Consider the following 24,709-nt stretch of genomic DNA (forward strand, 5'->3'; position numbering starts at 1 on the left):
CCGCGCCGCTCCGGCGGCCCGGAGAAGCTGAGAACACAGGAAGCACGAGCTCATGACCGATCTGGCCGACGACACCTCCCGCTTGACCGTGCCCGTGGCGCTCGAGCGGCTCCGCAGCTCGCAGAAGTCGTCGAAGGGCGCCGCGGCGTACTCCCGCTTCGTGAACCGGCCGCTCGGCCGCGTCCTCGCCGCGGTGGCCGCCACTGCGGGCCTGCGACCCAACCAGGTGACGGCGATCAGTGCGGTCTTCACCTTCGCCGGCATCGTCCTGCTCGCGACCGTTCCGCCGAGCCTCGGCCTCGGCGTGGGCGTGACGCTGCTGCTGCTGGTCGGCTACGCGCTCGACTCGGCGGACGGGCAGGTGGCGCGCCTGCGAGGTGGCGGCTCGCTCGCGGGGAGTGGCTCGACCACGTCGTCGACGCGATCAAGACCACCTCCATCCACATCGCGGTGCTGCTGTCGTGGTTCCGCTTCACCGACCTCGACGCTGCATGGCTGCTCGTGCCGCTCGGCTACCTCATCGTCGACAACGGCCGGTTCTTCGGCCTCGTCCTGAGCGACTTCCTGCGCCGGCTGCACAGGGGTCCTCCGCCATGATCCTCAAGCGCGAGGGCAGGACCAGCGTCCTCTACTCGCTCGCCGTCCTGCCGTTCGACTACGGCCTGCTCCTGCTCAGCTTCGTGCTGATGGCGTGGATGCCCCTGTTCGTCGGGTTCTACTCCCTCCTGTTCCTCGCGAACCTGCTCGTGCTGCCGGTGGCGTTCTTCCGCTGGTTCCGCGAGATGAAGCGGCTCGGCAGTGCCTGAGCGCCGCGTGCTCGTCCTGCACTCATCCATCGAGCTCTACGGCTCGGACCGGATGCTGCTCGCCGTGCTCGCGACGCTCCCCGAGGACTGCCACGTGGAGGTGTGGCTGCCCGACGACGTGCCGTTCGTCGCCGAAGGGCTCCCGGCCGCCCTGACGGCCCTCGGGGTCGAATGGAGCGTCCAGCCGGTTCCCGTCCTGCGGAGGCGGTACCTGACGCCGCGCGGGCTCCTGAGCCTGGTTCCGCGCCTCGTGCGGCTGCGCAGCGCCCTCCGACAGGCTCGCCCCGATGTCCTCTACATCGCGACGTCCGCGATGCTCCTCGCCGCGCCCGTCGCCTGGCTGGCGGGGATCCGGGCGATGCTCCTGCACGTCCAGGAGATCTGGACCGGAGTCGAGGGCCGCATCCTCGCCGCTCTCGCGGGACCGGTGCGGCAGGCGGTCTGTATCTCGCGTCCGGTGCAGGAGGCCCTCCCGGCATCGCTCCGACGGCGGTCACGGGTCATCGAGAACGCCGTGCCGGACTCGTCCTCCCCGTGGGTCGACCGGTCTACCGCGACGGGGCCCCTCGAGTTCCTGGTGGCGAGTCGCTGGAATGCGTGGAAGGGCTACGAGACGCTGCTGAGGGCCTGGAGCTCGGGTGCGACCCCCGGCCGGCTGACCGTGCTGGGCGGGATCCCGCCGCTGGGCGAGTCCGTCGACGTCCGGGAGCTCATCCGCGATCTGGAGCTCGGCGACTCCGTGCGCGTCGTCGGCGAGGTCGACTCGGTCCACCCGTACCTCGACGCCGCGGACGTCATGATCGTGCCGAGCGACCGGCCGGAGCCTTTCGGCCTGGTGGCGATCGAGGCCTTCTGCCGGGCCCGACCCGTCATCGCCAGCGACGGCGGAGGCCTGGCCGACATCGTCGACTCCTCGACCGGGTGGCGCTTCCCGCTGCGGGACGCGGCCGCGCTCCGGACCGTGCTCGAATCGGTTGATCGGGCAGCAGTGACCGAGAAGGGCCGCCGGGCCCGTGAGGTCTACGAGGAGCGGTACTCCCCGCAGCGCTTCGCCGCCGAGTTCGGCGGCGTGTGGACGGAGCTCCTCGGCGCTGAGGCGCCCGCGGTGCGCCCGGCCGACCGCGCCCGCTGACCGCACCGCAGGCGCGAAGCCCGCGCCTTCCCGCGACGACGCAGCGCGGGTGAAGCCGCCATCCCGCCCCTGAACGACAGGGGCATGATGGCGGCTTCACCCGCGGTTGCGGTCGGCGTTACGGGACCGTGGTGACCGCGTAGTCGTCGTACGCCAGGGTGTACGGCGTGTTGGTCGCGCTGCTGTAGATGCCGAGGCCGAACGAGCCGGCCGTCTGCAGGGCCGCCGTCGTGTCGGTGATCGTCTTCTGCCACGCGGCGGGCTCGGGCGTGCCCACCTTCCACACCTTCACGTTGAGCGTCGTCGGCGACGTGCCGACCACCTGGAAGCGGACCTGCAGGGCATCGCCGGCCGCGAAGGTGAGTCCGCTGATGGCCGTCGTGCCGCCGATCGTCGTGCCCGCGGCCTGGAACTGGACGCCGACGGCGCCGGTCGTGTTCAGCTGGATGCGCGCGCGGTAGTCGGTGCTGCTCACGCGGCGGCCGATCACGGCGGCGTAGACGGTTCCGCCGGTCGGGACGGCGCCCGGCCGGATCACCGCGGTGACCTCGGAGCGGGTGCTCGTGACGCCGCGCAGGTATACCTCGGCGGCCTGGCTGGGGGCCGACGTGGTCAGCTTGCCGGCCCCGTCCACCGAGTAGTACCCGGGGTTGGTGCTGCTGCTCGAGGTCCAGGCGCCACCCGTGGTGGCGGTACCCCAGGTGCCGGTGAGCGCCCGGTTGAAGTCGTCCGCGGCGATGGGGGTGGCCGGAGGCGGCGTGACCGTCCCGACGGTGACCGACTGGGTGGTGGTGCCGGTGGCGCCCTTGTCGTCGGTCACCGTGAGGGTGATCGTGTAGGTGCCCGCGGCGTAGGTGTGCGTCGCGGTCGCCCCGGATCCGGCGGCGCTGTTGTCGCCCCAGTTCCAGGAGTACGCGGCGATCGTGCCGTCGGTGTCGGCGGAGCCGGATCCGTCGACGCTCACGTCCAGCCCGTTCGTCGCGGCCGTGAAGGACGCGGTGGGGGCGGCGTTGGCGGGCGGCGGGGCATCAGCGACCGTCACCGACCGGGTGGTGGTGCCGGTGGCGCCCTTGTCGTCGGTCACCGTGAGGGTGATCGTGTAGGTGCCGGCGGCGTAGGTGTGCGTCGCGGTGGCCCCGGATCCGGCGGCGGTGTTGTCTCCCAGTTCCAGGAGTACGCGGCGATCGTGCCGTCGCTGTCGGCGGAGGCCGACCCGTCGACGCTCACGCCGAGCCCGTTCGTCGCGGACGTGAAGGACGCGGTGGGCGCGGCGTTCGCGGGCGGCGGAGGCGTCGCCGAGACGACGCCGGCCCAGAAGTCGTCGAAGCTCACGGTGTACGAGGCCGGGGAGGCGCTCGCGCTCAGGTAGCTCGAGATGCCGACCGAACCGGCGGCCTGCAGCGCGGCGGTGGAGTCGGTCGTCGTGGCCGTCCATGCCGTGGGCTCGGTGGTGCCGACCTTCCAGACCTTGGCCTGCAGGGTGGTCGGGGACGTGCCGATCGCCTGGACCCGAACCCGGAGGCTGTCGCCCGCCGCGTAGGTCAGGCCGGAGACCGAGACGGTCCGCAGCGTGGTGCTGCTCTGCTGGAGCTGCAGCTGGACGGCGCCGGACGAGGCGACGACGACGCGGGCCTGGTAGAAGGCGCTGCCGACTCGCCGGGCCTGGACGGACGCGTAGGCGCTGCCGGACGTGGGTCGCACGGAGAACGCCACGGTCGCCTGGGCCTCGTTGTCGGTGGCGTTGACCGTGCCGAGGTAGGCCGTGCGGGTGGAGCCGGCCGGCGTGAGGACCTGCGCGGCGCCCGATGCGACAGAGTACGCGGACGCCGGGCTCACGACGGACCACAGGCCGCCGGTCTCCGCGGTGCCAAGTCCGTTCGTGGCCGTCCGGCCGAAGCCGTCCTGTGCCAGCACGGCGCCGGCGACAGGGGGATCGGTCGGGCTGACGGTCGCGGTGCGGGTCGCCGTGGCGCCGCCGTTGTCCGTCACCGTGAGGGTGACCGTGTAGGTCCCGGCCGTCGCGTAGCTGTGGGTCGCGGTCGCGCCGGTGGCCGTGCCGCCGTCTCCGAAGCTCCACGCGTAGGACGCGATCGTGCCGTCCGAGTCGGTGGACCCTGAGCCGTCGACCGTCACGTCCAGGTTGGCGGTCTTGGCGGTGAAGGACGCGGTGGGAGCGACGTTGATCGCCGCGCCGCTCGTGCCGAGGTCGTAGTGGCTCTTCACCGTCGCGGCGTCGAGCTGCCGGTCGTAGACCGCCACCTCATCCACCGTGCCGTTGAAGTACTTCACGCCCGACGCGGTGGTGTCGCCGCCGATCCGCCAGAAGCCCGGGTAGGTCCAGGCCGCCGTGTTGGTGCCGGTGCGCTGGGCGACCCGGACGCCGTCGACGAAGATCTGCAGCCCGTTGCTGCCGACCGTGCCGACCGCGTGGTGCCACCCGTTGTTGTTGTAGCGCGCGGTCGTCGTGACCGAGACCGTCGTGGCGCCGGAGCGCACGCCGAAGACCAGCTGACCGTTCGAGTTCATCGTGATGTCGCGGTCGTAGTTGTTCGTCGAGTTGCCGGTGGCCATGTTGCCGAAGCCGACGATCTTGCCGCCCGCGGTCGTGTTCGTCTTGAACCAGGCCTCGACCGAGAGCGTGCTCGGGGGCAGGACGGACGTCGAGGTCGCGATCATGCCGTTGGGCGAGGAGCCGGAGGTCCGGACCGCGGTGTTGGTGTCGCCCGTGATGGCGCCCGCCTGGGACCGCGTCACTCCGGTGCCGGCGACCGCGTTGTTGGTGCCCGCCCAGTCGGTGACCGCGGTGCCCGAGGACTCGCCGAGGCGCCAGAAGGACGCGGGGCGGTCGGCGAGGACCGCGTTCGCGTAGCTGCTCACGGTTCCGCTGGTGGCGACCGTCGTGGTGGCGGGGTCACCCCACGACACATTGCCGAACGGGTCGGTCACGCGCAGCCGGTAGCTGTGGGTGCTGCCCGGCGCGACGCCGCTGTCCAGGAAGGTCATGGACGGCCGGTCGTACCAGTTGTGCGACGTCTGCGTGACCGAGTAGATCGGCGCCGCGTTGTTGCCGTCCCGGATGAGGTCGTAGGTCAGCGACGCGTTGTCACGGTCGTAGTTCGCACGCCAGTTGATGCGCACGGAGCCCGAGGACGCCGAGACGAGGTTCGGGATGAAGTTCGTGCCGCTCAGGCGCGGGCCGTCGTCGTTCGGAGCGACCGCCTTGGTCGCGAAGCGGACGATGCCCTGCTGGTCGGTGCTGTTCACCTTGGTGAACTCGCCGGCGTAGACCACATAGGTCTCGTTCGCGGCGACGCTCCACGGTCCCTGGCCCTGGCCGGTGAAGGTCCCGGTGTCGAACGAGGGCCACCAGTCCAGCACGGTGGGTGCGGGGGTGCCCGCCCACTTGGTGCCGGTGCTTACCGCGCCGGACGGGTTCTTCGCCCAGGCCATGCCGCGCTGGTACGTCCAGTCGGGGGACGTCTGCGGGAAGCCGCCGTTGTTGGTCGAGCAGTCATGGTGGTGGCCCGCGATGTAGGCCACGTTGGCGGTGAGGCCCAGCGAATAGGTGTCACCGAGGCAGCTGTCCGCCCAGACGAGGTCGCCGTTGGTCCAGTCGGCGCGGAACGCGCCCTCCTCGTTGCCGCCCGCGCCGTAGACGTAGCCGGTGCCGTAGACGCCCGTGGAGTCCGAGGTGAGGCTGTAGATCGCGGAGTTCACGCCCGCGTTGCGCACCTTGCTGTTCGCGTTCCAGGTCATGGACGTGCCGGTGCTGGCGTTGACCGCTCCGAGGCCGTAGCCGGGGTTGCCGGAGCCGTTGAGGGTCGTGAAGGAGCCGCCGAGGACGACCTTGCCGGCGTCGGGGGAGATCGCGATGCCGAGGACGTGGCCGCCCTCCGCGGTCGCGGTGAAGGGCAGCACGGCGCCCGTGCTCGCGTTGAGCGCGGCCACGCGGGTGCGCGTGGAGCCGCTGACGGCGGTGAAGTTGCCGCCGATGTAGACGGTGGAGTTCGTGGCCCGGACGGCGTCGACGACGGCGTTGGCGGAGGGGCGAAGCCGGCGACGACGGCGCCCGAGGCGACGTCGAAGGCGACGACGCGGTTGCGCGTCAGCCCGTTGACCTGGGTGAAGGACCCGGCAGCGTAGACGCGAGTGCCGTCCGGCGACACCGCGAGCGACTTGACCTCGCCGTTGAGGGTCGGAGCGAATCCGGTGATCAGCTCGCCGGTCGTCAGGTTGTAGGCGAGGAGGTTCGATCGCGGCACCGTGTTGACGCCCGCAGGGGAGCCGGCGGGGCGCGCGGTCGTGAAGTTGCCGCCCGCATAGACGGTGTTGCCGGCGATCACCTGCGACCACACCACGCCGTCGATCTGGACGGTGGGCAGCGGGTCGGTCGATACCGTCTCCGGCACGCCCGCGGGGGCGCGGTGTCCGCGAAGGCGGCACCGGAGGAGATGACGGCACCGAGCACCAGGGCGACGGTGGTGGTGACGGCAGCGAGCGCGCGCGTGCGCGACTGATTGCGTGAGGACACGGGTAAGCCTCGGGCTTCGGGTAGCGGGTGCCGGCATCGGGGGTTGCCGGTCTAGGAATGTTAGAGCTTCGAGCGATCTCGGCGCGCCCCACAATGGGGGACAAACGGGTGCGGATCGGGGGACGGAACAGGGGAGGAGGAGCAGAAACGGCTGCGCCGCCCCGCGAGCGGGACGGCGCAGCCGATCAGTCGGTGCTTACGGCTCCGTGACGACGAAGTCGTCGAAGGAGACGGTGGAGGGCACCGGCACGTTGCCGATGTACGCGCCGAGCCCCGGGGAGCCGGCCGCCTGCAGCGCCGCGACGGTGGTGTCGGTCGCGGTGACCCTCCAGGTCGTCGGCTCCGGAGTGCCGACCTTCCAGATCTTGACCCGCAGGGTGGTCGGGCTGGTGCCCGTCACCTGCAGGCGGATCCGGAGCTGGTCGCCGGCCGCATAGGTGAGGCCGGTCGCCGCCGACTGGACCGTCGAGCCGTTGACCTGCAGCTGGGCGGTGATGGCTCCGCCCGCCGCGATGGCGGCGCGGGCGCGGTAGTCGCTCGTGCCGACGCGGCGGCCGATCACCGAGACGTACACCGTGCCGCCCGAGGGAACCGCGCTGAGCGAGGCGGTCGCCTGCACATCCGCGTTGGTGCTCGTGACCCCGTTGAGGAAGCTCTCGAGCGTCTTTCCCGGGGTGGTCGTGGTGAGAAGGCCGACGCTGCCGTCGGTCGAGTACGCCGTGGTGGTGCTGCTGCCCCGCGTCCACGCTCCGCCGACGGTGGCGCTGCCCCAGCCGCCGGACGTCGTGCGTGCGAAGTCGTCGCTCGCGAGGGCGTTGCCGGCCGGCGGAGGCGTGGTGGCCACGGTGACCGACGCGGTCTCCGTGTCGGTCGCGCCGCCGTTGTCGGTGACCGAAAGCGTCACCGTGTAGGTGCCCGCCGCGACGTAGGTGTGACTGGCCGTCGCGCCGCTGCCGGCGGGCGTCCCGTCACCCCAGTTCCACGCCGTCCCGGTCACGGTGCCGTCGGAGTCCGTGGACGTCGACGTGACGTTCACCGTCAGGCCGCTCACCGAGTTGGTGAACGACGCGACCGGGGCCGCGTTTCCGGCCGGCGGAGCCGTCACCGTCACCGCGTGGGTGACCGTGCCGGTGGCGCCGCCGTTGTCGGTGACCGTGAGGACCACGTTGTACGTGCCGGCCGCCGCGTAGGTGTGCGTCGCCGTGGCGCCGCTGCCGGCCGCCGTGTTGTCGCCCCAGTTCCACGAGTACCCGGTGATGGTGCCATCGGAGTCGGCGGACCCGGCGCTGTTGACGCTGACGCCCAGGCCGGTCACGGTGCTCGTGAAGGCGGCCGTCGGGGCGGCGTTGGCGGGCGGCGGGGTGGTGCCGCCGGACGGGCCGGCGCTGAAGTCGTCGAACGCGTAGGTCACGCTCGTCGGCGCCGCGCTGGCACTGAGGTAGCTGTACAGCCCGACGCTGCCGTTCGCCTGGAGCGCTGCGGTGGCGTCGGTGATGGTCGCCTGCCAGGCGGTCGGCTCCGGGGTGCCCACCTTCCAGACCTTGGCGTTCAGGGTCGTCGGGCTGGTGCCGACCGCCTGCACGCGGATCCGGAGCTGGTCGCCCGAGGCCACGGACAGGCCCGTGACGTTCACGGTCCGGAGCGTCGTGCTCGTCTGCAGCAGCTGCAGCGAGACCGAGCCCGACGCGGCGACCACGGCGCGGCCGAGGTAGAAGGACGAGCCCACGCGCCGGGCCAGCAGGCCGACGTAGGCGCTCCCGGACGTCGGCCGGGTCGTCACCGTCGCGGTGGCCGCGACATCGGAGTCGGTGACGGACACCGAGCTCAGGTAGCCCGTGCGGGTGGAGCCCGCCGGGTTCGTGAACCGGGCCGCGCCGTTCGAGACCGCGTAGTTGGATGCCGTGCTGGAGACCATCCACGCGCCGCCGGTGTTGGCGGTGCCGAGTCCTCCGGTGGTGGTCCGCGTGAACGTGTCGTTCGCGTAGGCGGTGCCTCCCGGCGCCGCCGAGACCGTGACCGATGCGGTCTGGGTGTCGGTGGCGGCGTCGTCGTCGGTCACCGTGAGGGTGATCGTGTACGTGCCGGCCGTGGCGTAGGTGTGGGTCGCGGTCACACCGGTGCCGGGGGTGGTGTTGTCGCCCCAGTTCCAGGAGTAGGACGCGACCGTCCCGTCGGTGTCCGTGGAGGTGCTGCCGTTGACGCTCACGCCGAGGCCGTTCACCGTGTTGGTGAAGGCCGCGGTGGGCGGCGTGTTCGGCGGCGTGGCGCCACCGACCGTGATGCTGCCCGATGTGGTCCCGGAGGCGCCCTTGTCGTCGGTCACCTTGAGGGTGATCGGGTAGGTGCCCGCGTTGGCGTAGGCCTTGTTCGGGTTCGCCAGGGTCGACGTCGTGCCGTCACCGAAGGTCCACGCGTAGGCCGCGATGGTCCCGTCCGGATCGGTCGACGTCGAGGTGAAGGCGACCGTGAGGCCGTTGACCACCGACGTGTAGGAGGCGGTCGGGGTGGCGTTGGTGTTGTTGCCGGCGACGGTCACCACGCCGGTGGTCACGCCGGTCGCGAAGGCGTTGTCCCTGACCGTGAGGGTGATCGTGTAGCTCGCGGCGGAGGCGTAGGCGTGGCTCGCCGTCGGCGTCGTGGTCGTCGTGGTCGGGCTGTTGTCACCCCAGTTCCACAGGTAGCTGGAGATCGTGCCGTCGGTGTCCGTCGAGGTCCCGCCGTTGACGTTGACCGTGAGGCCGTCGGTTGTCGACGTGAAGGCCGCGGTGGGCGGGTTGTTGGTGTTCGGGCGGACGGTCGCGACGAAGTCGTTCGTCGCGCCCTGGTTGTCCGTGACCGTCAGAGTGACCACGTAGTTGCCGGCCACCGAGTAGGCGTGGCTGGGGGTGGCGCCGGTGCCGGTCGTGCCGTCACCGAACTGCCAGGAGTAGCCGGCCACCGAGCCGTCCGGGTCCGTCGACGCCGAGGCGTTGAAGGCCACGTTCAGCTGGTTCGTCACGCTGGTGAACGTCGCGTTGGGGGCGAGGTTCCCGGCTGCGCCGACGGTGCGACCCGACAGCGTGTAGTGCTCCGAGATCTGCTCCGGCGCGAGCTGGGCGGCGTAGACGGCCACCTCGTCCACGGTTCCCGAGAAGTACGTCGGGCCTCCGGCGACGCGGGCGACGTCGCCACCGACCCGCCAGTAGCCCCAGGCAGAGCGCAGCGCCGTCACCGACGTGTTCTGTCCGGCGAGGACCCCGTCCACGTACAGACGGGCTCCGGTGGCGCCGACCGTGACGGCGACGTGGTGCCACTGGTTGTCGTTGTAGCCGGACTTGGTCGTGTTGAGGCTGACGCTGCCGCGGGCGCTGTTCGCCGAGTAGGCGATCTTGCCCGAGGAGTCGATGGAGACGACGCGGTCAGAGGTGGTCGCGTTGTCGACCGTCACATCGATGGCGGGGCCGGAGCCGAAGCTCAGGATGTTGCCGCCGGTCGTGCTCGAGGTCTTGAACCACGCCTCCTCGGTGTAGGCCGCCGGGGCCTGCACCGTGTTGACCGAGGTGGCGACACCCGCCTGGGTTCCCGGGAAGCTGGCCGCGCGGTCGGCGTCACCGGAGAGCGCGCCTGCCTGGTTGCCGCTGACGCCCGTGCCGCCGTTGAGCGCGTTCACGCCGATCTGGTCGGCGAACCGGGTGCCGCTCGTCTCTCCCAGGCGCCAGTACGCGGTGGGCGCGTCCCCAACCACTGCGGGCGAGTAGCCGCTCGGGCTGCTCGAGGGGATGGTCACCGTGACCGCGTTGCCCGTGACCGAGTTGCCGAACGGGTCGGTGGCGCGGATCCGGTACTGCTGGCTGCTGCCCGGCGTCAGGCCGCTGTCCCGGTAGGTCATCGTGGGCCGGTCGAAGTTGGCCCGCGAGCCCTGCACGGCGGTGTAGATCGGCGTGGCCGTCGCGGCGCCGCGGATGAGGTCGTACGTCAGGTACTGGTTGTCCCGGTCGTAGTTGGTCTGCCACTTGACGTCGACGACGCCGGAGCTGACGCCGACGACCGTCGGCACGAAGCTGGAGCCGGTGACTCGGGGGCCGTCGTCGTTCGGCGCGATCGCCTTGCTCGCGAAGCGCACGATGCCCTGCTGGGCGATGTTGTTGACCCGGGTGAACTCGCCGGCGTAGACGACGTAGTTGTCGGTCGCCGCGATGGCCCAGGGTCCCTGGCTCTGGCCCGTGAAGGTGCCCGTGTTGAAGTCGGGCCACCAGCTCAGCATGGTCGGAGTGGGCCAGTTGGCGAACTCGCCGGAGAGCACCTTGTTCGAGGAGGCGTTCTTGCTCCACGCCATCGCGCGGTGGTACACGCGCGGGTTCTGCTGGCTCGCGTCGGGGAAGCCGTTCGCGATGGTCGAGCAGTCGTGCGGGTGCCCGGCCAGGTACAGGGTCGTGGAGTTCATGGCGACGTCGTAGCTGTCGCCCTTGCAGCTGTCGAGCCAGACGATGTCGCCGTTGGCCCAATCGGCGCGGAAGGAGCCCTCCAGGGTGCGGCCGCTGACCGGGTACATGTAGGCGGTGCCGTACACGCCGGTGGCGTCGGACTTGAGGCTGTAGATCGCCGCGCTCTGGGAGAAGGCGCCGCCCGCGGACGCCCGGCCGGCCTGGCGGATGGTCTTGTTGATGTTCCAGGGCATGACCTGGCTGGTCGACGTGTTGACGGCGCCGAAGCCGAAGCCCGGGTCCGTGGAGCCGTTGATGTTCGTGAAGTAGCCGCCGATGACGACCTTCGAGCCGTCCGGCGACAGCGCCATGGCGAGGATGCGGTCGTCGACCTGGATGCTGAGCGGGTTGAGTGCGCCCGTGCTCGCGCTCACCGAGGCGAGGCGGTTGCGTGCGGTCCCGCCCACGGAGGTGAAGTTGCCGGCCGCGTACACGGTGGTGTTGTTGGCGACGACCGCCTCCACCGCGCTGTTGAAGGAGGGCGCGAAGCCGGAGATCACGGCGCCGGTCGTCGGGTTCAGCGCGGCCACCCGGTTGCGCGTCGTGCCGTTGACCGTCGTGAACGTGCCGCCGATGTAGATGCGGGACCCGTCAGGCGAGGACGTCACCGAGTTGACGACGCCGTTGGTGTTCGCGACGAAGCCCGTGATGAGCGCGCCGGTCTGCAGGTTGAAGGCGAGCATGTTCGCGCGCGCCGTCTGGTTCTGGCCTGCGGCTGCGCCGGCCGGACGGGCGTTCGTGAACTGGCCGCCGGCGTAGACCGTGTTGCCCACGATGGTGGTCGACCACACGACTCCGTCGACCTGCACCGTGCCGAGCACGTCGGTCGAGACCGTCTCCACGTCGCCGTTCTGCGGGGCAGTGTCGGCGTAGGCGGGGAGGCCGCGTAGAGGATGCCCGCCGTGACGACAGCAGCCGTGGCGAGGGCGAGAGCGCGCAGGCGCGCAGGAAAGGAAGTGGGCATCGGGTACGCCTCTGGGTTCGGGTAGCCGGCAGCAGTCGGGGTTCTGCGAGCCGTGGCTGGAGTATAGAGGGCAAAGGGCCCGCTTGACTACCACCCCCAGTTGACGGGGTGCTGAACGGATCCCGAGAAGGCGCCCGGAGGAGGGGCGGTGGCACCGCCCTCTCGTGGAAGGCTCTCGGATCCGCGCGAACGGGGCTCAGCAGGCTTGCGCCCACTGAGCCCCGTTCGGCTGTGCCTGCTGCTGCGCGCGCTTACGCGCGCTTGTATTCGGCGTAGACGGACCCGAAGGCGCCCGCGAGCAGACCGGCGCCGCGTGCCACCGCCTTCATGCCCTTCGCGTGCCAGCCGATGCGCCGGGTCGCGGCGCCGATGACCACGAGGCCGCCGCCCGCCACCACCCGGCCGAGGCCGCGGGCCGCGAGCGACAGCCTCGTCGTGAGGCGGCCCACGGCCGTCGGCTGGACGGCGAGCGAGGTTCGCATCCAGCTGTTGCCGCTGCGGAACGCCCGCCGCACGACCCAGTCCCGCGTGGCGCGGGAAGCGGGGACGACGTCGGTGACGATCGCCTCGTCGCACCAGATCATGGTGCCGCCCTGGGCGATGAGCTCGCGGGAGAAGAGGGTGTCCGAACCGCCCGTCAGCCCGAAGCGGACGTCGAAGCGCAGCCCCATCCGCCGGATCTCCTGCATGTCGAGCAGCAGGTTGTTGGTCGCCGCGATGGTGACCGGGGAGCCGGTGGGGAGGCGGCGGCGGGTGAAGAAGCCGCCGGCGCGGATCCAGTCACCGGGCTCGACCTCGAAGGACGAGATCACCGGGCCGACCACCGCCGTGCTGCCGTGCTCACGCCAGGTGGCGACGAGCCGGGCGAGCCAGCGGCTCACCGGCCTCTCGTCGTCGTCGATGAACACGAGGAGGTCCGCGTCGCCGGCGGCATCGAGCGCCACGTTGCGGGCTGCGGCGATGCCGGGCTCCGCCGCGTGGACGTACTCGACGCCCTCGCCGAACGAGGCGATCTGCTCGCGCGCGCCGGCCGCCGGATCGTTGTCCACGATCAGGATGCGGACGTCGTCCTGGGACGCGGAGCGCTGAGCGACCAGGTCGGGCAGCAGCTCGGAGAGGTCTCCCGGGCGGCGGTAGGTGAGCGCGGCGACCACCACCGTGAGGTGGCCGCCGCGACTCGTCTCTGGATTGGACATCGGTGGAACCCTACTGGGCCGCGGTCACGACGAAGTCGTCGAAGGCCACGACGGCGGGGAGCGCGGTCGAGCTGCCGGAGAGGTACTCGCCGAGGCCCACGAAGCCGGCTCCCTGGAGTGCGGGCGCCGCGTCGGTCGCGGTGACCTGCCACGTCGTCGGCTCGGCGGTCCCGACCTTCCACACCTTCGCGCGGAGAGTCGTGGTGCCCTCGCCGACCACCTGCAGGCGGATCCGGAGCTGGTCGCCCGTCCCGGCGGTGAGGCCGGAGATCGCCTTGGTGAGCAGCGTGGTCGCGCCGGAGCGCAGTTGCAGGGAGACGGCGCCGGTGGAGGCGACGATCACGCGGGTCCGGTAGTCGGCTGTGCCGATCCGGCGGCCGATGACGGAGACGTAGGTCCCGCCGCCGGTCGGTGCCGTCTCGAGAGTCGCCGTCGCCTGCACGTCCACACCGGAGGAGGAGACGCCGGTCAGGTAGGCCTCCGCCTCGCGCCCGGCCGCCGGGACCGAGATTCGGCCGACACCGTTCACCGAGTAGGTCGAGGAGCCGGAGCTCGCCGTCCATGCGCCGCCCGTGAGGGCGCTGCCCCAGCCGGAGCCGAGGACGCGGGCGAAGTCGTCGCTCGCGAGCGCCGCATCGGCCGGGGGCTGGACCACCGGCGCGGTCACCGTGACGGTGCCCGTCGTGCTGGCGGTCGCGCCCTTGTCGTCGGTCACCGTGAGGGTCACCGTGTAGGTGCCCGCAGTGGCATAGGTGTGGCCGGCCTTCGCTCCGGTGCCGGTGGCGCCGTCACCGAACGCCCAGGCGTACGAGGCGATCGTGCCGTCCGAGTCCGCGGATGCGGATCCGTCGACCGAGGCCGTGAGGTCCGACGTGCTGCTCGTGAACGAGGCCGTGGGGGCGACGTTCGCCGGCGGAACCGGCGTGACGGGACCCTGCGGCGTGGTGCCGGGGGCGCCCGCCCACAGGTCGTCGAAGGCGAACGTGATCCGGGTGGGCGTCGCGCTCGCGCTCAGGTAGCCCGCGATGCCGATGGAGCCGGCGGCCTGGAGGCCATCGGTGCTGTCGGTCGTCGTGACCTGCCACGCGGTGGGCTCGGTGGTGCCCACCTTCCAGACCTTCGCCTGGATGGTGGTGGGCGAGGTGCCCGTCACCTGGACGCGGACCTGGAGCCTGTCCCCGTTCCCGACCGTGAGGCCGGTCACGTTGACGGTCTTGAGGGTCGTGCCCGTGCGCTGCAGCTGCAGCTGGACGGCGCCGGTGCTGGACACGATCGTCCGGGCCCGGTAGTCCTCAGTGCCGATGCGGCGGCCGAGGACCGACGCGTAGGCGCTGCCGGCGGTCGGGATCCCGGAGAGGCCCACCGTCGTCGTCACCTCCGTGCTGGGCGAGGACACCGTGCCGAGGTAGGCGGTGCGGGTCGCGCCGGCATCGACGACGATCTTCGCCGCGCCGTCCACCGAGTAGTTGGACGCGGTGCCGGACGTGGTCCAGGCGCCGCCGGTCTCCGCCGAGCCGAGCCCGCCGGTGACGGTGCGGCCGAAGCCGTCCTTCGCCAGGTCGGTGCCCGGAGCGGGAGCGGAGACGGTGACGTCGTGGCTGACGGTGCCGGTGGCGCCGTCGTCGTCCTTCACGGTGAGAGTCACCGTGTAGGTGCCTGCCGCGGCGTACGAGTGGGTCGCCGTCGTGCCGGTGGCCGTGCCGCCGTCGCCGAAGGTCCAGGCGTAGGAGGCCACGGTGCCGTCGGAGTCGCTCGACGCGCCGGCATCCGCCGTCACGACGAGGTCCTTCGGCGTCGCGGTGAACGCGGCGGTCGGGGCCACGTTGGCCGGCGTGACCGAGACGCTGCGCGTGGTCTGCGCGGTCGCCCCGTCGTCGTCGGTCACCGTGAGGGCGATCGTGTAGGTGCCGGCTGCGGCGTAGGTGTGCGCCGCGGTCTTCCCGGTCGCCGTGCCGCCGTCGCCGAACGTCCAGGCGTAGGAGGAGATGGTGCCGTCGCTGTCCGTGGACGCCGAGGCGTCGGTGGACACCGCAAGGTCCTGCGCGGCCGTCGTGAAGGAGGCGGTCGGCACCTTGTTCGGGACGGGAGCGAGACCGCTCGCCTGGTAGTGCTCGGCCACCGAGGTGGAGGAGAGGGCGTAGCTGTAGACGGCGGCCTCGTCGATGGTGCCGCGGAGGTAGGCGCTCGTGGAGCCCCACGTCGTGTCACCGCCGACTCGCCAGTAGCCCGTGTAGTTCTGGGCTCCGGTGACCGCGTTGCTGCCCTGCAGCACGCCGTCCACGTAGAGGCGCATGCCTCCGTTGGACTGGGCGGCCACCACGTAGTGCCAGGCGCCGTCGTTGTACGCGCTCGAGGTGGTGAGCACGTTCCGGACGTTCGTGTTGGTGCCGAAGACGAGCTTGCCGTCGTTCTGCATGTACACGTGGCGGTCGTAGTTGGCGGACGCGCCGGTCTTCGAGCTGCCGAAGCCGATGATCTTGCCACCGGTCGTCGTCGTCGTCTTGAACCAGGTCTCCAGCGAGTAGTTGGCCGGGTTGCTGACCGCCGTGCTGCTGCTGACGAGGCCGTTGACGCCGTCGAACGACGCGGCAGGGTCGGACCCGATGCCCGCGACCTGCTTGGTCACACCGCCGCTGTAGCTGCCGGCGGAGTTCCGGCCGCTGTAGTCGGCGGCCGCCGAGGCGCCCACCATGTCGTTCAGGCGCCAGTAGTTCTCCGGGTGGTCCGCGAAGACCGCGGCCCCGTAGTTGTCGGTCGGCGCCGCCGGACCGGCCACCGTGCGGCCGGAGAGCGTGTAGTGGGTGCGGACCTGGTCGGCGGTCAGCGCGGCGCCGTAGACGGCGACGTCGTCGATGGAGCCATTCAGGTAGTTCGCGCCGGCCCACGTCGAGTCGCCGCCGATGCGCCAGTAGCCGGTGTAGCCCTGGGCGAGGTAGATCTCCGGGCGGCTGCCCACGCGGAGGCCGTCGACATAGAGCGCCATGCCTTCGGTGCCGCTGAGGCTCGCCACCACGTGGTGCCACTGGCCGTTGTTGTAGCCGGTGCCGGTGTTGATGGTCTGCACGTTGCCCGGGTAGACCCCGAAGAAGATGCGGCCGGAGGCGTCGAGGTAGATGTGCCGGTCGTAGCTGGTCGAGTTGCCGGTCTTCGCGTTGCCGAATCCGACGACCTTGCCGCCGACGGTGCTGGTCGTCTTGAACCAGGCCTCGATGGCGAAGTTGCCGGCTCCCTGCTCAGCGGTCTGCGCCGCCACGAGGCCGTTGCCGTCGCCCGAGAAGGCGGCTGCGGTATTGCTGTCGCCGCTGATCGCGCCGGACTGGCCGAGGGCCACACCGGTGCCGGCGACGGCGTCGTTGTTGCCGGCCCAGTCGGACACGGCGGTCCCGGAGGACTCGCCCATCCGCCAGAAGTCCTTGGCGCCGTCGTTCAGCACGGCGGCGGCGTAGTTGCTCAGCGTGCCGCTCGAGGAGACGGTAATGCTCACCTGGTCGCCCCACGCGACGTTGCCGTACGGGTCCTCGACGCGCAGGCGGTAGGTGTGCGTGCTGCCGGGGGCCACGGTGGAGTCCGTGTAGGCCATGTTGGGCCGGTCGAACCACGCTCGCGAGCCCACGGTGGTCGTGTAGATCGGCGACGCGTTGACGCCGTCACGGATGAGCTTGTAGGTGAGGAACTGGTTGTCGCGGTCGTAGTTGGCGAGCCAGCTGACGCGCACCATGCCGGAGGCGAGCGACTTCACGGTCGGCACGTAGCTGCTGCCGCCGAGGCGCGGGCCGTCGTCGTTGGGAGCGATGGCCTTGGTGGCGAAGCGCACGAGGCCCTGCTGGCCCTTGTTGTTGACCTTGGTGAACTCGCCGCCGTAGAGGACGTAGTCGCCGCCGGCGGCGACGCTCCACGGGCCCTGGCCCTGGCCGGTCACGGTGCCGGTGTTGAAGTCCGGCCACCAGTTCAGCAGGTCGGGCGCCGGGGTGCCCTCCCAGCTCGCGTAGCCGAGGGTGTTGCCGCCGTTCACGTTGCCGTTCCAGGCGGTGGTGAAGGCGAGGCCGCGCTGGAAGGTCCAGTCGGGGTCGGTCTGCGGGAAGCCGCCGACGTTGGAGCAGTAGTGGGGGTGGCCGGCGATGTAGAGCACGCCGTTGCTGACCGCGGACGAGTAGGTGTCGCCGTGGCAGTCCTCGAGCCACACGAGGTTGCCGTTCCAGTCCATCCGGAAGGCGCCTTCCGCGTTGCCGGTGCCGCCGAAGTTGTAGGCGGTGCCGTACACGCTGCTGGTGTCGGTGGTCAGGCTCCAGATCGCGGCCTTCTGGCCGGCGTTGCGGACGCGGCTGTTCGCGGCCCAGGCGAGGGATGTGCCGGAGGTGGAGTCCACGGCGCCCATGCCGAAGCCCGGGTTGCCCGAGCCGTTGAGGGTCGTGAAGCTGCCGGCGTAGAGCACCTTCGAGGCGTCAGGGGAGACGGCGAGGGCGTAGGGCCGGCCGCCCTCGAGCACCGGGGCGAAGGGCAGGACCGCCCCGTCCGCGGCGTTGAGCGCGGCGCCGCGGGTGCGGGTGACCTTGCTGACCGTGGTGAAGTTGCCGCCGACGAAGACGGTGCTGCCGACCGCCTTGATGGCCTCGACGACGGTGTTGAAGGACGGGGCGAACCCGTTGATCACCGCGCCGGTGGTGGGGTCCACCGCGGCCATGCGATTGCGGTTCACGCCGTTGACGGTCGTGAAGCTGCCGCCGAGGTAGATCCGCTTGCCGTCGGGGGAGACGGCGATCGTCTTCACCTCGGCGTTGGTGTCCGCCACGAAGCTCGAGATGAGCTCGCCGGTCTTGAGGTTGTAGGCCAGCACGTTCGCGCGCGGCGTCGTGTTGACGCCTGCGGCGGCGCCGGCCGGACGCGCGGTGGCGAAGCTGCCGCCGACGTAGACCGTGTTGCCGACGACGAGCTGAGTCCACACGACCCCGTCGATCTGCACGGTGGGCAGCGGGTCGGTCGACACGGTGTCGACGACTCCCGCCGCGGGGGCGGTGTCGGCGTAGGCCGGCGAGACCGCGAAGAGGCCGCCGGCGACGACGGCGACGGCGGTGAAAGCGGACAGAGCGCGCCAGGGCGCACGGGAAGAAAGGGCCACGGGTAAGCCTTTGTGCTCGGGTAAGCCGGCGCTCGGGTAAACGCCGTGGTCCGAGTCAAGCGGTCCACGTGGGGTACAGGTCAGTCCCCAATGTGGGGGACTCCCTGTAGGAGGGTCAGCGGGGAGCCGGACCCGAGAACGCGATCACCGGGTCGTCGACGGTCGTGAAGACCGTGAGCCGGACCTGGTCGCGCCCGTCGGTGGGCACGTTGAACGTGTACGTGCCGGAGACGGTGGAGTTCGCGGCGACCTCGCCCGGGACCGGGGAGGTGTCCGACTCGTTGAGCTCAACCGCGGGCGTCTTGTCCGCGCCGTAGTCGACGTTGATCGCGACGTCGCGCAGCGAGATGGCCGCACCGGTGTTGTTGACGAACTCGACGACGAAGCGGAGCGACGGGCCGGCGATCTCGCCCGGCTCGTCGGCGTTGCCCTGGACGGCGTCCAGAGCGGAGACGCGGATGACGAGGCCGGCGGCTGCGACCGGCTGGTCCTGGTAGCCGACGTCGATGGTGTCGTCCGAGTCGAGGGCCGGGTCGGGCGCGTCGCTGGGCGGCGGTGCCGTCGGCGTGATGGTTCCGGTGGGCTCCGGCGTGGGAGTCGCGCTCGCACTCGCGCTCGGCGACGGGGAGCTGCTGGCCGACGGACTGCCGGAGGCGCCGGGCGTCGGCGACTTCGGCGATGCGACGGCCCAGATGCCGACGGCGAGAAGGGCGAGGACGACGATGCCGCCGAGCACCCCGAGGATCAGCCGCGTGCGACGGCGCTTCGGGTCGGTCGGGTCGGGCGTTTCGTCGGTGGTCACGATGCTCTTCTCTTCGGGCAGGAGTGCGGCAACTCTACCGGGGACGTAATCCCTGGTCTGGCCCGCAAGAGGGGCCGCGCCCGTGCCGCGGGCTCACGCTCCGCGGCGCACGGTGACCGCCTCCCCGTTCGTGAACCGGTTGTGGGCGAGCGCGATCTGGGTGCTGGGCGGGGAGATGATCGCGCAGTCGGCGAGGCGCTGCGACCGGCCGAAGACGTTGTTCTCGACCGTCACGCCGGCGATCGGACCGTAGTCGCCGAGGGAGACGTTGATGCTGCACCAGCCGCCGTTCGCGCGGTTGTGCACGAACGTGACGTCGGAGACGACTCCCCGATCCTGCGTGATCTGCACCACCGCGTTGTGGGCGCCGCTCAGACGGCTCTTCTCGACCGTGATGCGCGAGCCGATCTGGATCTGCACGTTGTCGTCATGGCTCGGTCCGTTGTCGTGCGTCGGGTCGTTCTCATAGTGCAGGTTGGCGTGCAGCCATGACCCGGTGACCGTGACGTCGTCGCCGACCACGTGCACCTGGTCGATGACGTCGTGGATGTCGACCGCCTGAAGGGTGAAGTGGGAGCCCATGATGCCGTTCACATAGGGGGAGGGGACGGCGGCGTAGACCTCCGTGTTGATCACCTTCAGCCCCGGCTGGCCCTCCATCGCATCGATGAGGCCCTCTCGGCTCCCGGAGTCGGCCCCGCGCACCACCGAGTTGCGGATCGTCACGTCCGGGGCGCGGACGATGATCCGACCGTGCACGTCGACTCCATCGACGACCGTCCCTGCCTCCGTGATCTCGATGTCGCCGTTCACGGTCCGGAGGCTCGTTCCCGGCGGGACCCCGGTCAGGTCGGCCCAGGTCTTCGGCCGCGGCGGCATGGAGACGAACACGACGGCGACCACGACGGCGACGACCGCGACGATGCCGCCCACGACGAAGAGGCGCGTGCGGGCGAGCCGCCTCGCCTGCTCCTCGTCGTCCGCCACGGTGCCCCTTCGGTCGTCCTGGGATGCTAGCCGCGATCAGGCCATACGGAGACTCGCCCCTAGAAAGAGGGAGTTCTGGTCGGGCGTTTCCGCAGGTAAAGTGACGCCACCGGTTACCCGACCGTCGTGCGAGTCCGTGCACCCGACACGTCCGCCACCCGAGAGCCTCCCATGTCCAGTCATCCTGAAGGCGTTCCCTCCGGCCCATTGCGCTGGTGGAGCGGCCTCACCCGCGCGCTCAAGCGGCGCCATGTGCGCAAGGCGATCGGCCGATGGGCGATCTTCGCCGCCGTCGTCGCCGTGGTCTCGGCCACCATCATCGCCCTCACCGCGATCGACCGGATCAACAAGGATCCGAGTGCCGCCGCCCCCGTTCCGGTTCCGTCGCAGAGCGCTCTGGCGACGGGGGCCCGACCGGCGGCGACCAGGACCCGATGACGGCCGGCGTCCCCAAGGGCTTGTACCTGAAGCCGGTCTTCCACGACTTGAAGATCACGAAGGACGGCACGGTCGTCGAGGGCCTCGACGTGCACGGCCGCATCATCATCAAGGCCAACAACGTGACCATCCGCAACACGATGGTCCGCGGCTCCGACACCGGCAGCCGTAACGGCCTCATCGACATGACGCGCGACTTCACCGGTCTCGTCGTCGAGGACTCGGAGATCTTCGCGACCGTCGAGTCCTACTGGGTGAACGGCATCATCGGCGACCACTACACGCTGCGGCACGTGAACATCCACAACGTGATCGACCAGGCCCAGATCACCGGGGATGACGTCACCATCGAGGACAGCTGGTTCCACGACAACCTGCACTACGAGAACGACCCGAACCAGGACGGCACCCCGAGCCACGACGACAGCGTCGAGATGTTCGGCGGCAAGAACGTCGTGATCCGCAACAACGTCCTCGACGACGTCTGGAACGCGAACCTGCAGCTCAGCCAGGTGCTCGGCGTCATCTCGGACGTGACCTTCGAGGGCAACCGGGTCAACACCGGCTTCTGCAGCATCAACCTCTCGCAGAAGAAGCTCCCGCCGATCGAGCGCATCGTGATCAAGGACAACACCTTCGGTCAGGACACCCGCCACCCCAACTGCGCGATCCTCCGGCCGAGCACGACGGAGCCGATCATGGAGAACAACGTCTACGTGGACGGCACCCCGGTGACGGGCTTCGTCCCCGGTTGATCCGCAGACCACGAGGAAGGGCGCGGAGGCTACGGCCTCCGCGCCCTTCCCCTTTCTGCACCCGGCGGCGCCCAGCGCGCCCCGCGACGCCGAGCGCGGCTCGTGACGACGAACGCGGTCCGTACTCAGGGCGCGTTCGTCGGTACGGCCCGCGCTCGGTGGCCCCGCCGGCGGGTCAGCCGTTCTTCACCGTCACCAGGGCGCCGTCGTCGAAGCTGTTGCCGCCCAGCGCGACGCTCGTGCTCGTCGGCCCCACGACCGCGCAGTGGCTGATGCTCCCGCTCAAGCCGAAGCTGTTGTCGGTCACGGAGATGCCGGCGATCGAGCCCTGCCCCTTCTCCGAGATGTTGATCATGCAGTCGCCGTTGTCCATGCGGTTGCCGGCGATGCGCACGTTCGAGACGCGGGACCGGTCCTGCGTGATCTGGATCGCCGAGTTGGTCGCGTCGGTCATCGTGTTGCCCGTGATGCTGATGCCGTCGCCGCCGATGATCTCGATGTTGTCGGCGTGCGAGCCGTCGCTGTGGTCGGGGTCGTCGGCGTACCAGACGTTGCCGTGGAGCCAGGAGTCGGCCACGACGACGCTGCCGCCGACGATGCTCACCTGGTCGACGGTGTTGTGGATGTTCACGCGGTAGAGCTCGAAGTTCCACCCCATGATCCCGTTCACGGTCCAGTTCGGGTTGGTCGCCGCGATCTCAGTGTCGTAGATGCGGAGGCCCGGGGATCCGGACATGTTGTCGACGAGACCGTACTTGCTGCCGGAATCGAGCCCGCGGACGATCGAGTTGCTGATGGTGACGTTCGCCGCCTTGACGATGATGCGGCCGTGCACGTCGAGGGCGTCGAGCACCGATCCGACCTGGGTGACGGTGATGTCACCATTCACGACGGTCCGTGCGATGTCCGGCGCACCCGCGTCGAACGCCGATCGGCCCCCGCCGGACGAGCCGGACCCACCGGAACCGTCGGAGCCACCGGACCCCGACTCCCCGGAACCTGACCCGCTGGAACCCGACGCGCCTGCCGCCGCCGCGGTCGCGGCCGCCGCCTGGGCCGCCTGCTCCGCAGCGACCCGAGCCGCCTCCTCGGCCGCCTTCCGCTCGGCGAGCTCGCGGGCCGCAGCCTGTTCGGCGCGCCAGGTCTCCTGCTTCTGCTTCTGGCGCTCGGCGGAGCGCAGCACGGCAGCGGCATGCTGGTCGATTCCCACGGCGATCGAGTTCGAGGACGGGAGCGCGAGCGTGCTCGACGCGAGCACCAGGTCCCCCGAGGCGCGCCCCCGTCGGTCCCTGCGAGCGCGGAGGAGGGGGCGGCGAATGCGGCCACCGCGAGACCGACCGCTCCGAGCGCCGCGATGCCGCGGACCGCCGGGATCCGCATTGCTCCGCGGGTCCGGCCCTTCCGGCGGCTCGCGGGCTGCGTCTTCTTCAGGTTGTCGCTGGGCACGGGGAGCCACCCTAGGTCAGATCGAAACGCTTCCTCTTCAGGTTCATCCACGGGGTTAGGGTCGCCGCCCACCGTTGCTGACGGAAAGACGAGGGGCGCGGAGGCGGTGCTCGCCTCCGCGCCCCTCGCGCGATTCCCCTTGTTCCGGCCGCTCGCGCGGCCCGCACGGGCGGTCTCCGGTCACTTGGTCCGGAGCACCGCCACGACCCCGTCGGTGTACGTGTTGCCGATCATGTTGACCGGGCTATCCGGGCTGTAGACGGCGCACCGGCTGATGGTGCTGTTGGTCCCGAACACGTTCCCCGACATCGTGAACCCGGCGATCGGGCCCCGGCCCTTCGTGGACACGTTCACCGTGCAGTCGCCGTAGTCCATCCGGTTGTTCGAGATGTTCAGGTTCGACATGGTCGCGCGGCCCTGGGTGATCATGATGGCCGCGTTGCTTGCGTCCTCCATGACGTTCCCCGTGATGGTGACGTTGTCGCCGGCGACGGTCTCGATGTTGTCGTCGTGGGAGCCGTCGGTGTGGTCGGGGTCGTTGGCGTACCAGAGGTTGCCGTGCAGCCAGGAGTCGGCGACGAGGACGTTGCTGCCGGCGATGGAGACCTGGTCGACGGTGTTGTGGATGTTGACGCGGTGCAGCTCGAAGTTCCAGCCCATGATGCCGTTGATGGTCCAGTTGGGGTTGGTGGCGACGATCTCGCTGTCGTAGATCTTCAGGCCGACGGAGCCGGACATGTTGTCGACGAGGCCGTACTTCCCGCCGCCGTCGGTGCCGCGGATGATCGAGTTCTTGATGGTCACGTTGGCGGCCTTGACGATGACCCGGCCGTGGATGTCGAGACCGTCGAGGACGGTGCCGTCCTTGGTGATCGTCTGGTCACCGCTGACGACCGTGAGGTTCACTCCCGCCGGCACGCCCGTGCCGTGTCCGCTGGTCGGAACCGGAACGGTGACGACGGGGTCGGGAACCGTGACAGGGGAGCAGGCTGCTCCACCGGCGGCTGCTCGACGGGAGCGGCCGGGACGGCGGGCGCGGGGGCGGGTGCGGGCTGCGCCGCGGTCGGTGTCGGCGTCGGCGTGGAGCTCGGCGTGGAGCCGGTGCCGCCCTTGCCCGCGTCCTCGTTGCCCTTGGTGACCTCGTCGGCGATCTGGTCGATCTCCGTGGGGGTCGGCGTAGCGCTCGGCGAGGAGGTCCGGTGGTGGTGCAGGCGGATGGCCTCACGCACCGCGGCGTTCGTGACCTTGATGCCGCCGCACTTCACGGACACCACGGGCTGGGCTGCGAGCTTCGCGTCGGCGCTCTTGGCGGGCGCCGGGCTGTCCGTCGCCGCCGAGGCCGTGGCCTCCGACGTCTCCGGCGCCGCCTCCGTGCTCGAGGTGCTCTCGGGCGCCGTCGACCCCGCGTCAGCGGCTCCCGCAGCCGGCGCCTGCGTCTCCGCCGTGGCGGTCGTGGTCGCGGTGGTGCCGGCAGCGGCGGCCGTGCCCTTGCTCGAGGCGTGGTGCTCGCCACGGATCTGCACGAGGGCGGCACGAGCCCCACGGGGGTGTTCGGCAGCGAGATCTTGCGCGACTCGTTGGTCGCGAGCTTGATGGTGACGGCGTTGCCGCCGGTCGCCGCCGTGTACTCGCCGAGGTCGGCGTGGGCGTCGCCGCGGTCGAAGAAGCCGACGACGCTGATCTCGGTCTGCCCGACCGCATTGCGGTTGACGAGGCTGACCTCACTCAGCTTGTCGAGCGAGACGACCGCGAGCTGGGGCGTCTCGTCCGGCAGGCCGGCGGCAGTGAGCGACGCGGTCGCGCACTCCGTTCCGTCGGTGGAGCAGAGTGCCACGAACCGCGGCTCGGCAGCCACGAAGACGCCGACGCACGTCGCGGCGGCGACCGCCAGCGTCGCGGTCAGACCGACGACCGGAACCGTCCTCTTCTTCGCATGCCGCGAACGACGAAAGAACCCCACCCGATTACCCCAAACTTCGAACCTGCGAGGGCATGGCAGAGCATCCCAAGCTCTGAGCCTGCGCAGGTTGCGTGGTGGCTGGGCACTGACTAGGAGAGTGCCTTCAGCCGCTG

Annotated in this window: 15 protein-coding genes and 2 pseudogenes; 5 read left to right on the top strand and 12 right to left on the bottom strand. The window is 70.7% G+C overall.

Annotated features, from left to right (window positions below):
- Positions 1–52 precede the first annotated feature (52 nt).
- Genes QUE51_RS08885 through QUE51_RS08895 form a run of 3 tightly spaced genes read left to right on the top strand, consistent with a single transcriptional unit; the run spans position 53 to position 1,938 of the window.
- Positions 53–556 (top strand): CDP-alcohol phosphatidyltransferase family protein, encoded by a 504-nt coding sequence (locus QUE51_RS08885; protein WP_286279159.1) that lies wholly within the window; start codon positions 53–55, stop codon positions 554–556.
- Positions 557–593: 37 nt separating this feature from the next.
- The gene (locus tag QUE51_RS08890) at positions 594–806 is read left to right on the top strand and encodes a hypothetical protein (protein ID WP_286279161.1); all 213 of its coding nucleotides are present in this window, start codon (positions 594–596) and stop codon (positions 804–806) included.
- On the top strand, positions 799–1,938 hold the full coding sequence (locus QUE51_RS08895; protein ID WP_286279163.1) for a glycosyltransferase family 4 protein: 1,140 nt from the start codon (positions 799–801) through the stop codon (positions 1,936–1,938). Before QUE51_RS08890 ends, QUE51_RS08895 begins: the two co-directional genes overlap by 8 nt.
- A 118-nt stretch (positions 1,939–2,056) precedes the next feature.
- Here QUE51_RS08895 and QUE51_RS08900 read toward each other — a convergent pair whose 3' ends face one another.
- The 9 genes and pseudogenes from QUE51_RS08900 to QUE51_RS08935 all read right to left on the bottom strand — a co-directional run bounded on the left by QUE51_RS08900 (position 2,057) and on the right by QUE51_RS08935 (position 19,997).
- On the bottom strand, positions 2,057–3,022 hold the full coding sequence (locus tag QUE51_RS08900) for a PKD domain-containing protein (protein ID WP_286279165.1): 966 nt from the start codon (positions 3,020–3,022) through the stop codon (positions 2,057–2,059).
- Between the two features lie 9 nt (positions 3,023–3,031).
- A pseudogene (locus QUE51_RS18000) lies at positions 3,032–3,373 on the bottom strand (hypothetical protein); the annotation flags it as partial.
- Between the two features lie 521 nt (positions 3,374–3,894).
- Positions 3,895–5,694: pseudogene (locus QUE51_RS18005) on the bottom strand (LamG-like jellyroll fold domain-containing protein); the annotation flags it as partial.
- Positions 5,691–6,347 (bottom strand): hypothetical protein, encoded by a 657-nt coding sequence (locus QUE51_RS08910; RefSeq protein ID WP_286279166.1) that lies wholly within the window; start codon positions 6,345–6,347, stop codon positions 5,691–5,693. The pseudogene QUE51_RS18005 and the gene QUE51_RS08910, both read right to left, overlap by 4 nt.
- Before the next feature lie 318 nt (positions 6,348–6,665).
- A complete protein-coding gene (locus QUE51_RS08915) occupies positions 6,666–11,774 on the bottom strand; it encodes a beta strand repeat-containing protein (protein ID WP_286279167.1) in 5,109 nt (1,702 codons plus the stop codon).
- Positions 11,775–12,147: 373 nt separating this feature from the next.
- The gene (locus QUE51_RS08920) at positions 12,148–13,092 is read right to left on the bottom strand and encodes a glycosyltransferase family 2 protein (protein WP_286279169.1); all 945 of its coding nucleotides are present in this window, start codon (positions 13,090–13,092) and stop codon (positions 12,148–12,150) included.
- 10 nt (positions 13,093–13,102) lie between these two features.
- Positions 13,103–18,208 carry a PKD domain-containing protein gene (locus QUE51_RS08925; RefSeq protein WP_286279170.1) on the bottom strand — a complete coding sequence of 1,702 codons (5,106 nt, stop codon included), beginning with the start codon at positions 18,206–18,208 and terminating at the stop codon, positions 13,103–13,105.
- Between the two features lie 115 nt (positions 18,209–18,323).
- Entirely contained in the window at positions 18,324–19,010 is a 687-nt protein-coding gene (locus QUE51_RS08930) for a hypothetical protein (RefSeq protein WP_286279171.1), read from the bottom strand.
- Positions 19,011–19,103: 93 nt separating this feature from the next.
- Positions 19,104–19,997 carry a right-handed parallel beta-helix repeat-containing protein gene (locus tag QUE51_RS08935; protein ID WP_286279173.1) on the bottom strand — a complete coding sequence of 298 codons (894 nt, stop codon included), beginning with the start codon at positions 19,995–19,997 and terminating at the stop codon, positions 19,104–19,106.
- Between the two features lie 171 nt (positions 19,998–20,168).
- Here QUE51_RS08935 and QUE51_RS08940 point away from each other — a divergent pair, with 171 nt between their 5' ends.
- Entirely contained in the window at positions 20,169–20,435 is a 267-nt protein-coding gene (locus QUE51_RS08940) for a hypothetical protein (protein ID WP_286279175.1), read from the top strand.
- Positions 20,432–21,190: a right-handed parallel beta-helix repeat-containing protein gene (locus QUE51_RS08945; protein ID WP_286279177.1), complete on the top strand. Its 759-nt coding sequence runs from the start codon at positions 20,432–20,434 to the stop codon at positions 21,188–21,190. Before QUE51_RS08940 ends, QUE51_RS08945 begins: the two co-directional genes overlap by 4 nt.
- Before the next feature lie 175 nt (positions 21,191–21,365).
- Here QUE51_RS08945 and QUE51_RS08950 read toward each other — a convergent pair whose 3' ends face one another.
- The 3 genes from QUE51_RS08950 to QUE51_RS08960 form a co-directional block, all read right to left on the bottom strand.
- A complete protein-coding gene (locus QUE51_RS08950; RefSeq protein WP_286279178.1) occupies positions 21,366–22,448 on the bottom strand; it encodes a hypothetical protein in 1,083 nt (360 codons plus the stop codon).
- A gap of 368 nt (positions 22,449–22,816) precedes the next feature.
- Positions 22,817–23,554, bottom strand: coding sequence for a hypothetical protein (locus tag QUE51_RS08955; RefSeq protein ID WP_286279180.1), 738 nt, complete (start codon positions 23,552–23,554; stop codon positions 22,817–22,819).
- Positions 23,539–24,159 (bottom strand): hypothetical protein, encoded by a 621-nt coding sequence (locus QUE51_RS08960; protein WP_286279182.1) that lies wholly within the window; start codon positions 24,157–24,159, stop codon positions 23,539–23,541. The genes QUE51_RS08955 and QUE51_RS08960 overlap by 16 nt, the downstream gene beginning before the upstream one ends.
- Positions 24,160–24,709: the final 550 nt, after the last annotated feature.

Origin of the sequence: Naasia aerilata (genome assembly GCF_030296595.1) — a bacterium.
GTDB classification, from domain to species: Bacteria; Actinomycetota; Actinomycetes; order Actinomycetales; family Microbacteriaceae; genus Naasia; species Naasia aerilata.

Bases quoted from the DNA above. Each gene is read 5' to 3' on its own strand.
- QUE51_RS08940 (WP_286279175.1), top strand. From the start codon at position 20,169: ATGTCCAGTCATCCTGAAGGCGTTCCCTCCGGCCCATTGCGCTGGTGG.
- QUE51_RS08945 (WP_286279177.1), top strand. From the start codon at position 20,432: ATGACGGCCGGCGTCCCCAAGGGCTTGTACCTGAAGCCGGTCTTCCAC.
- QUE51_RS08890 (WP_286279161.1), top strand. From the start codon at position 594: ATGATCCTCAAGCGCGAGGGCAGGACCAGCGTCCTCTACTCGCTCGCC.
- QUE51_RS08920 (WP_286279169.1), bottom strand. From the start codon at position 13,092: ATGTCCAATCCAGAGACGAGTCGCGGCGGCCACCTCACGGTGGTGGTC.
- QUE51_RS08885 (WP_286279159.1), top strand. From the start codon at position 53: ATGACCGATCTGGCCGACGACACCTCCCGCTTGACCGTGCCCGTGGCG.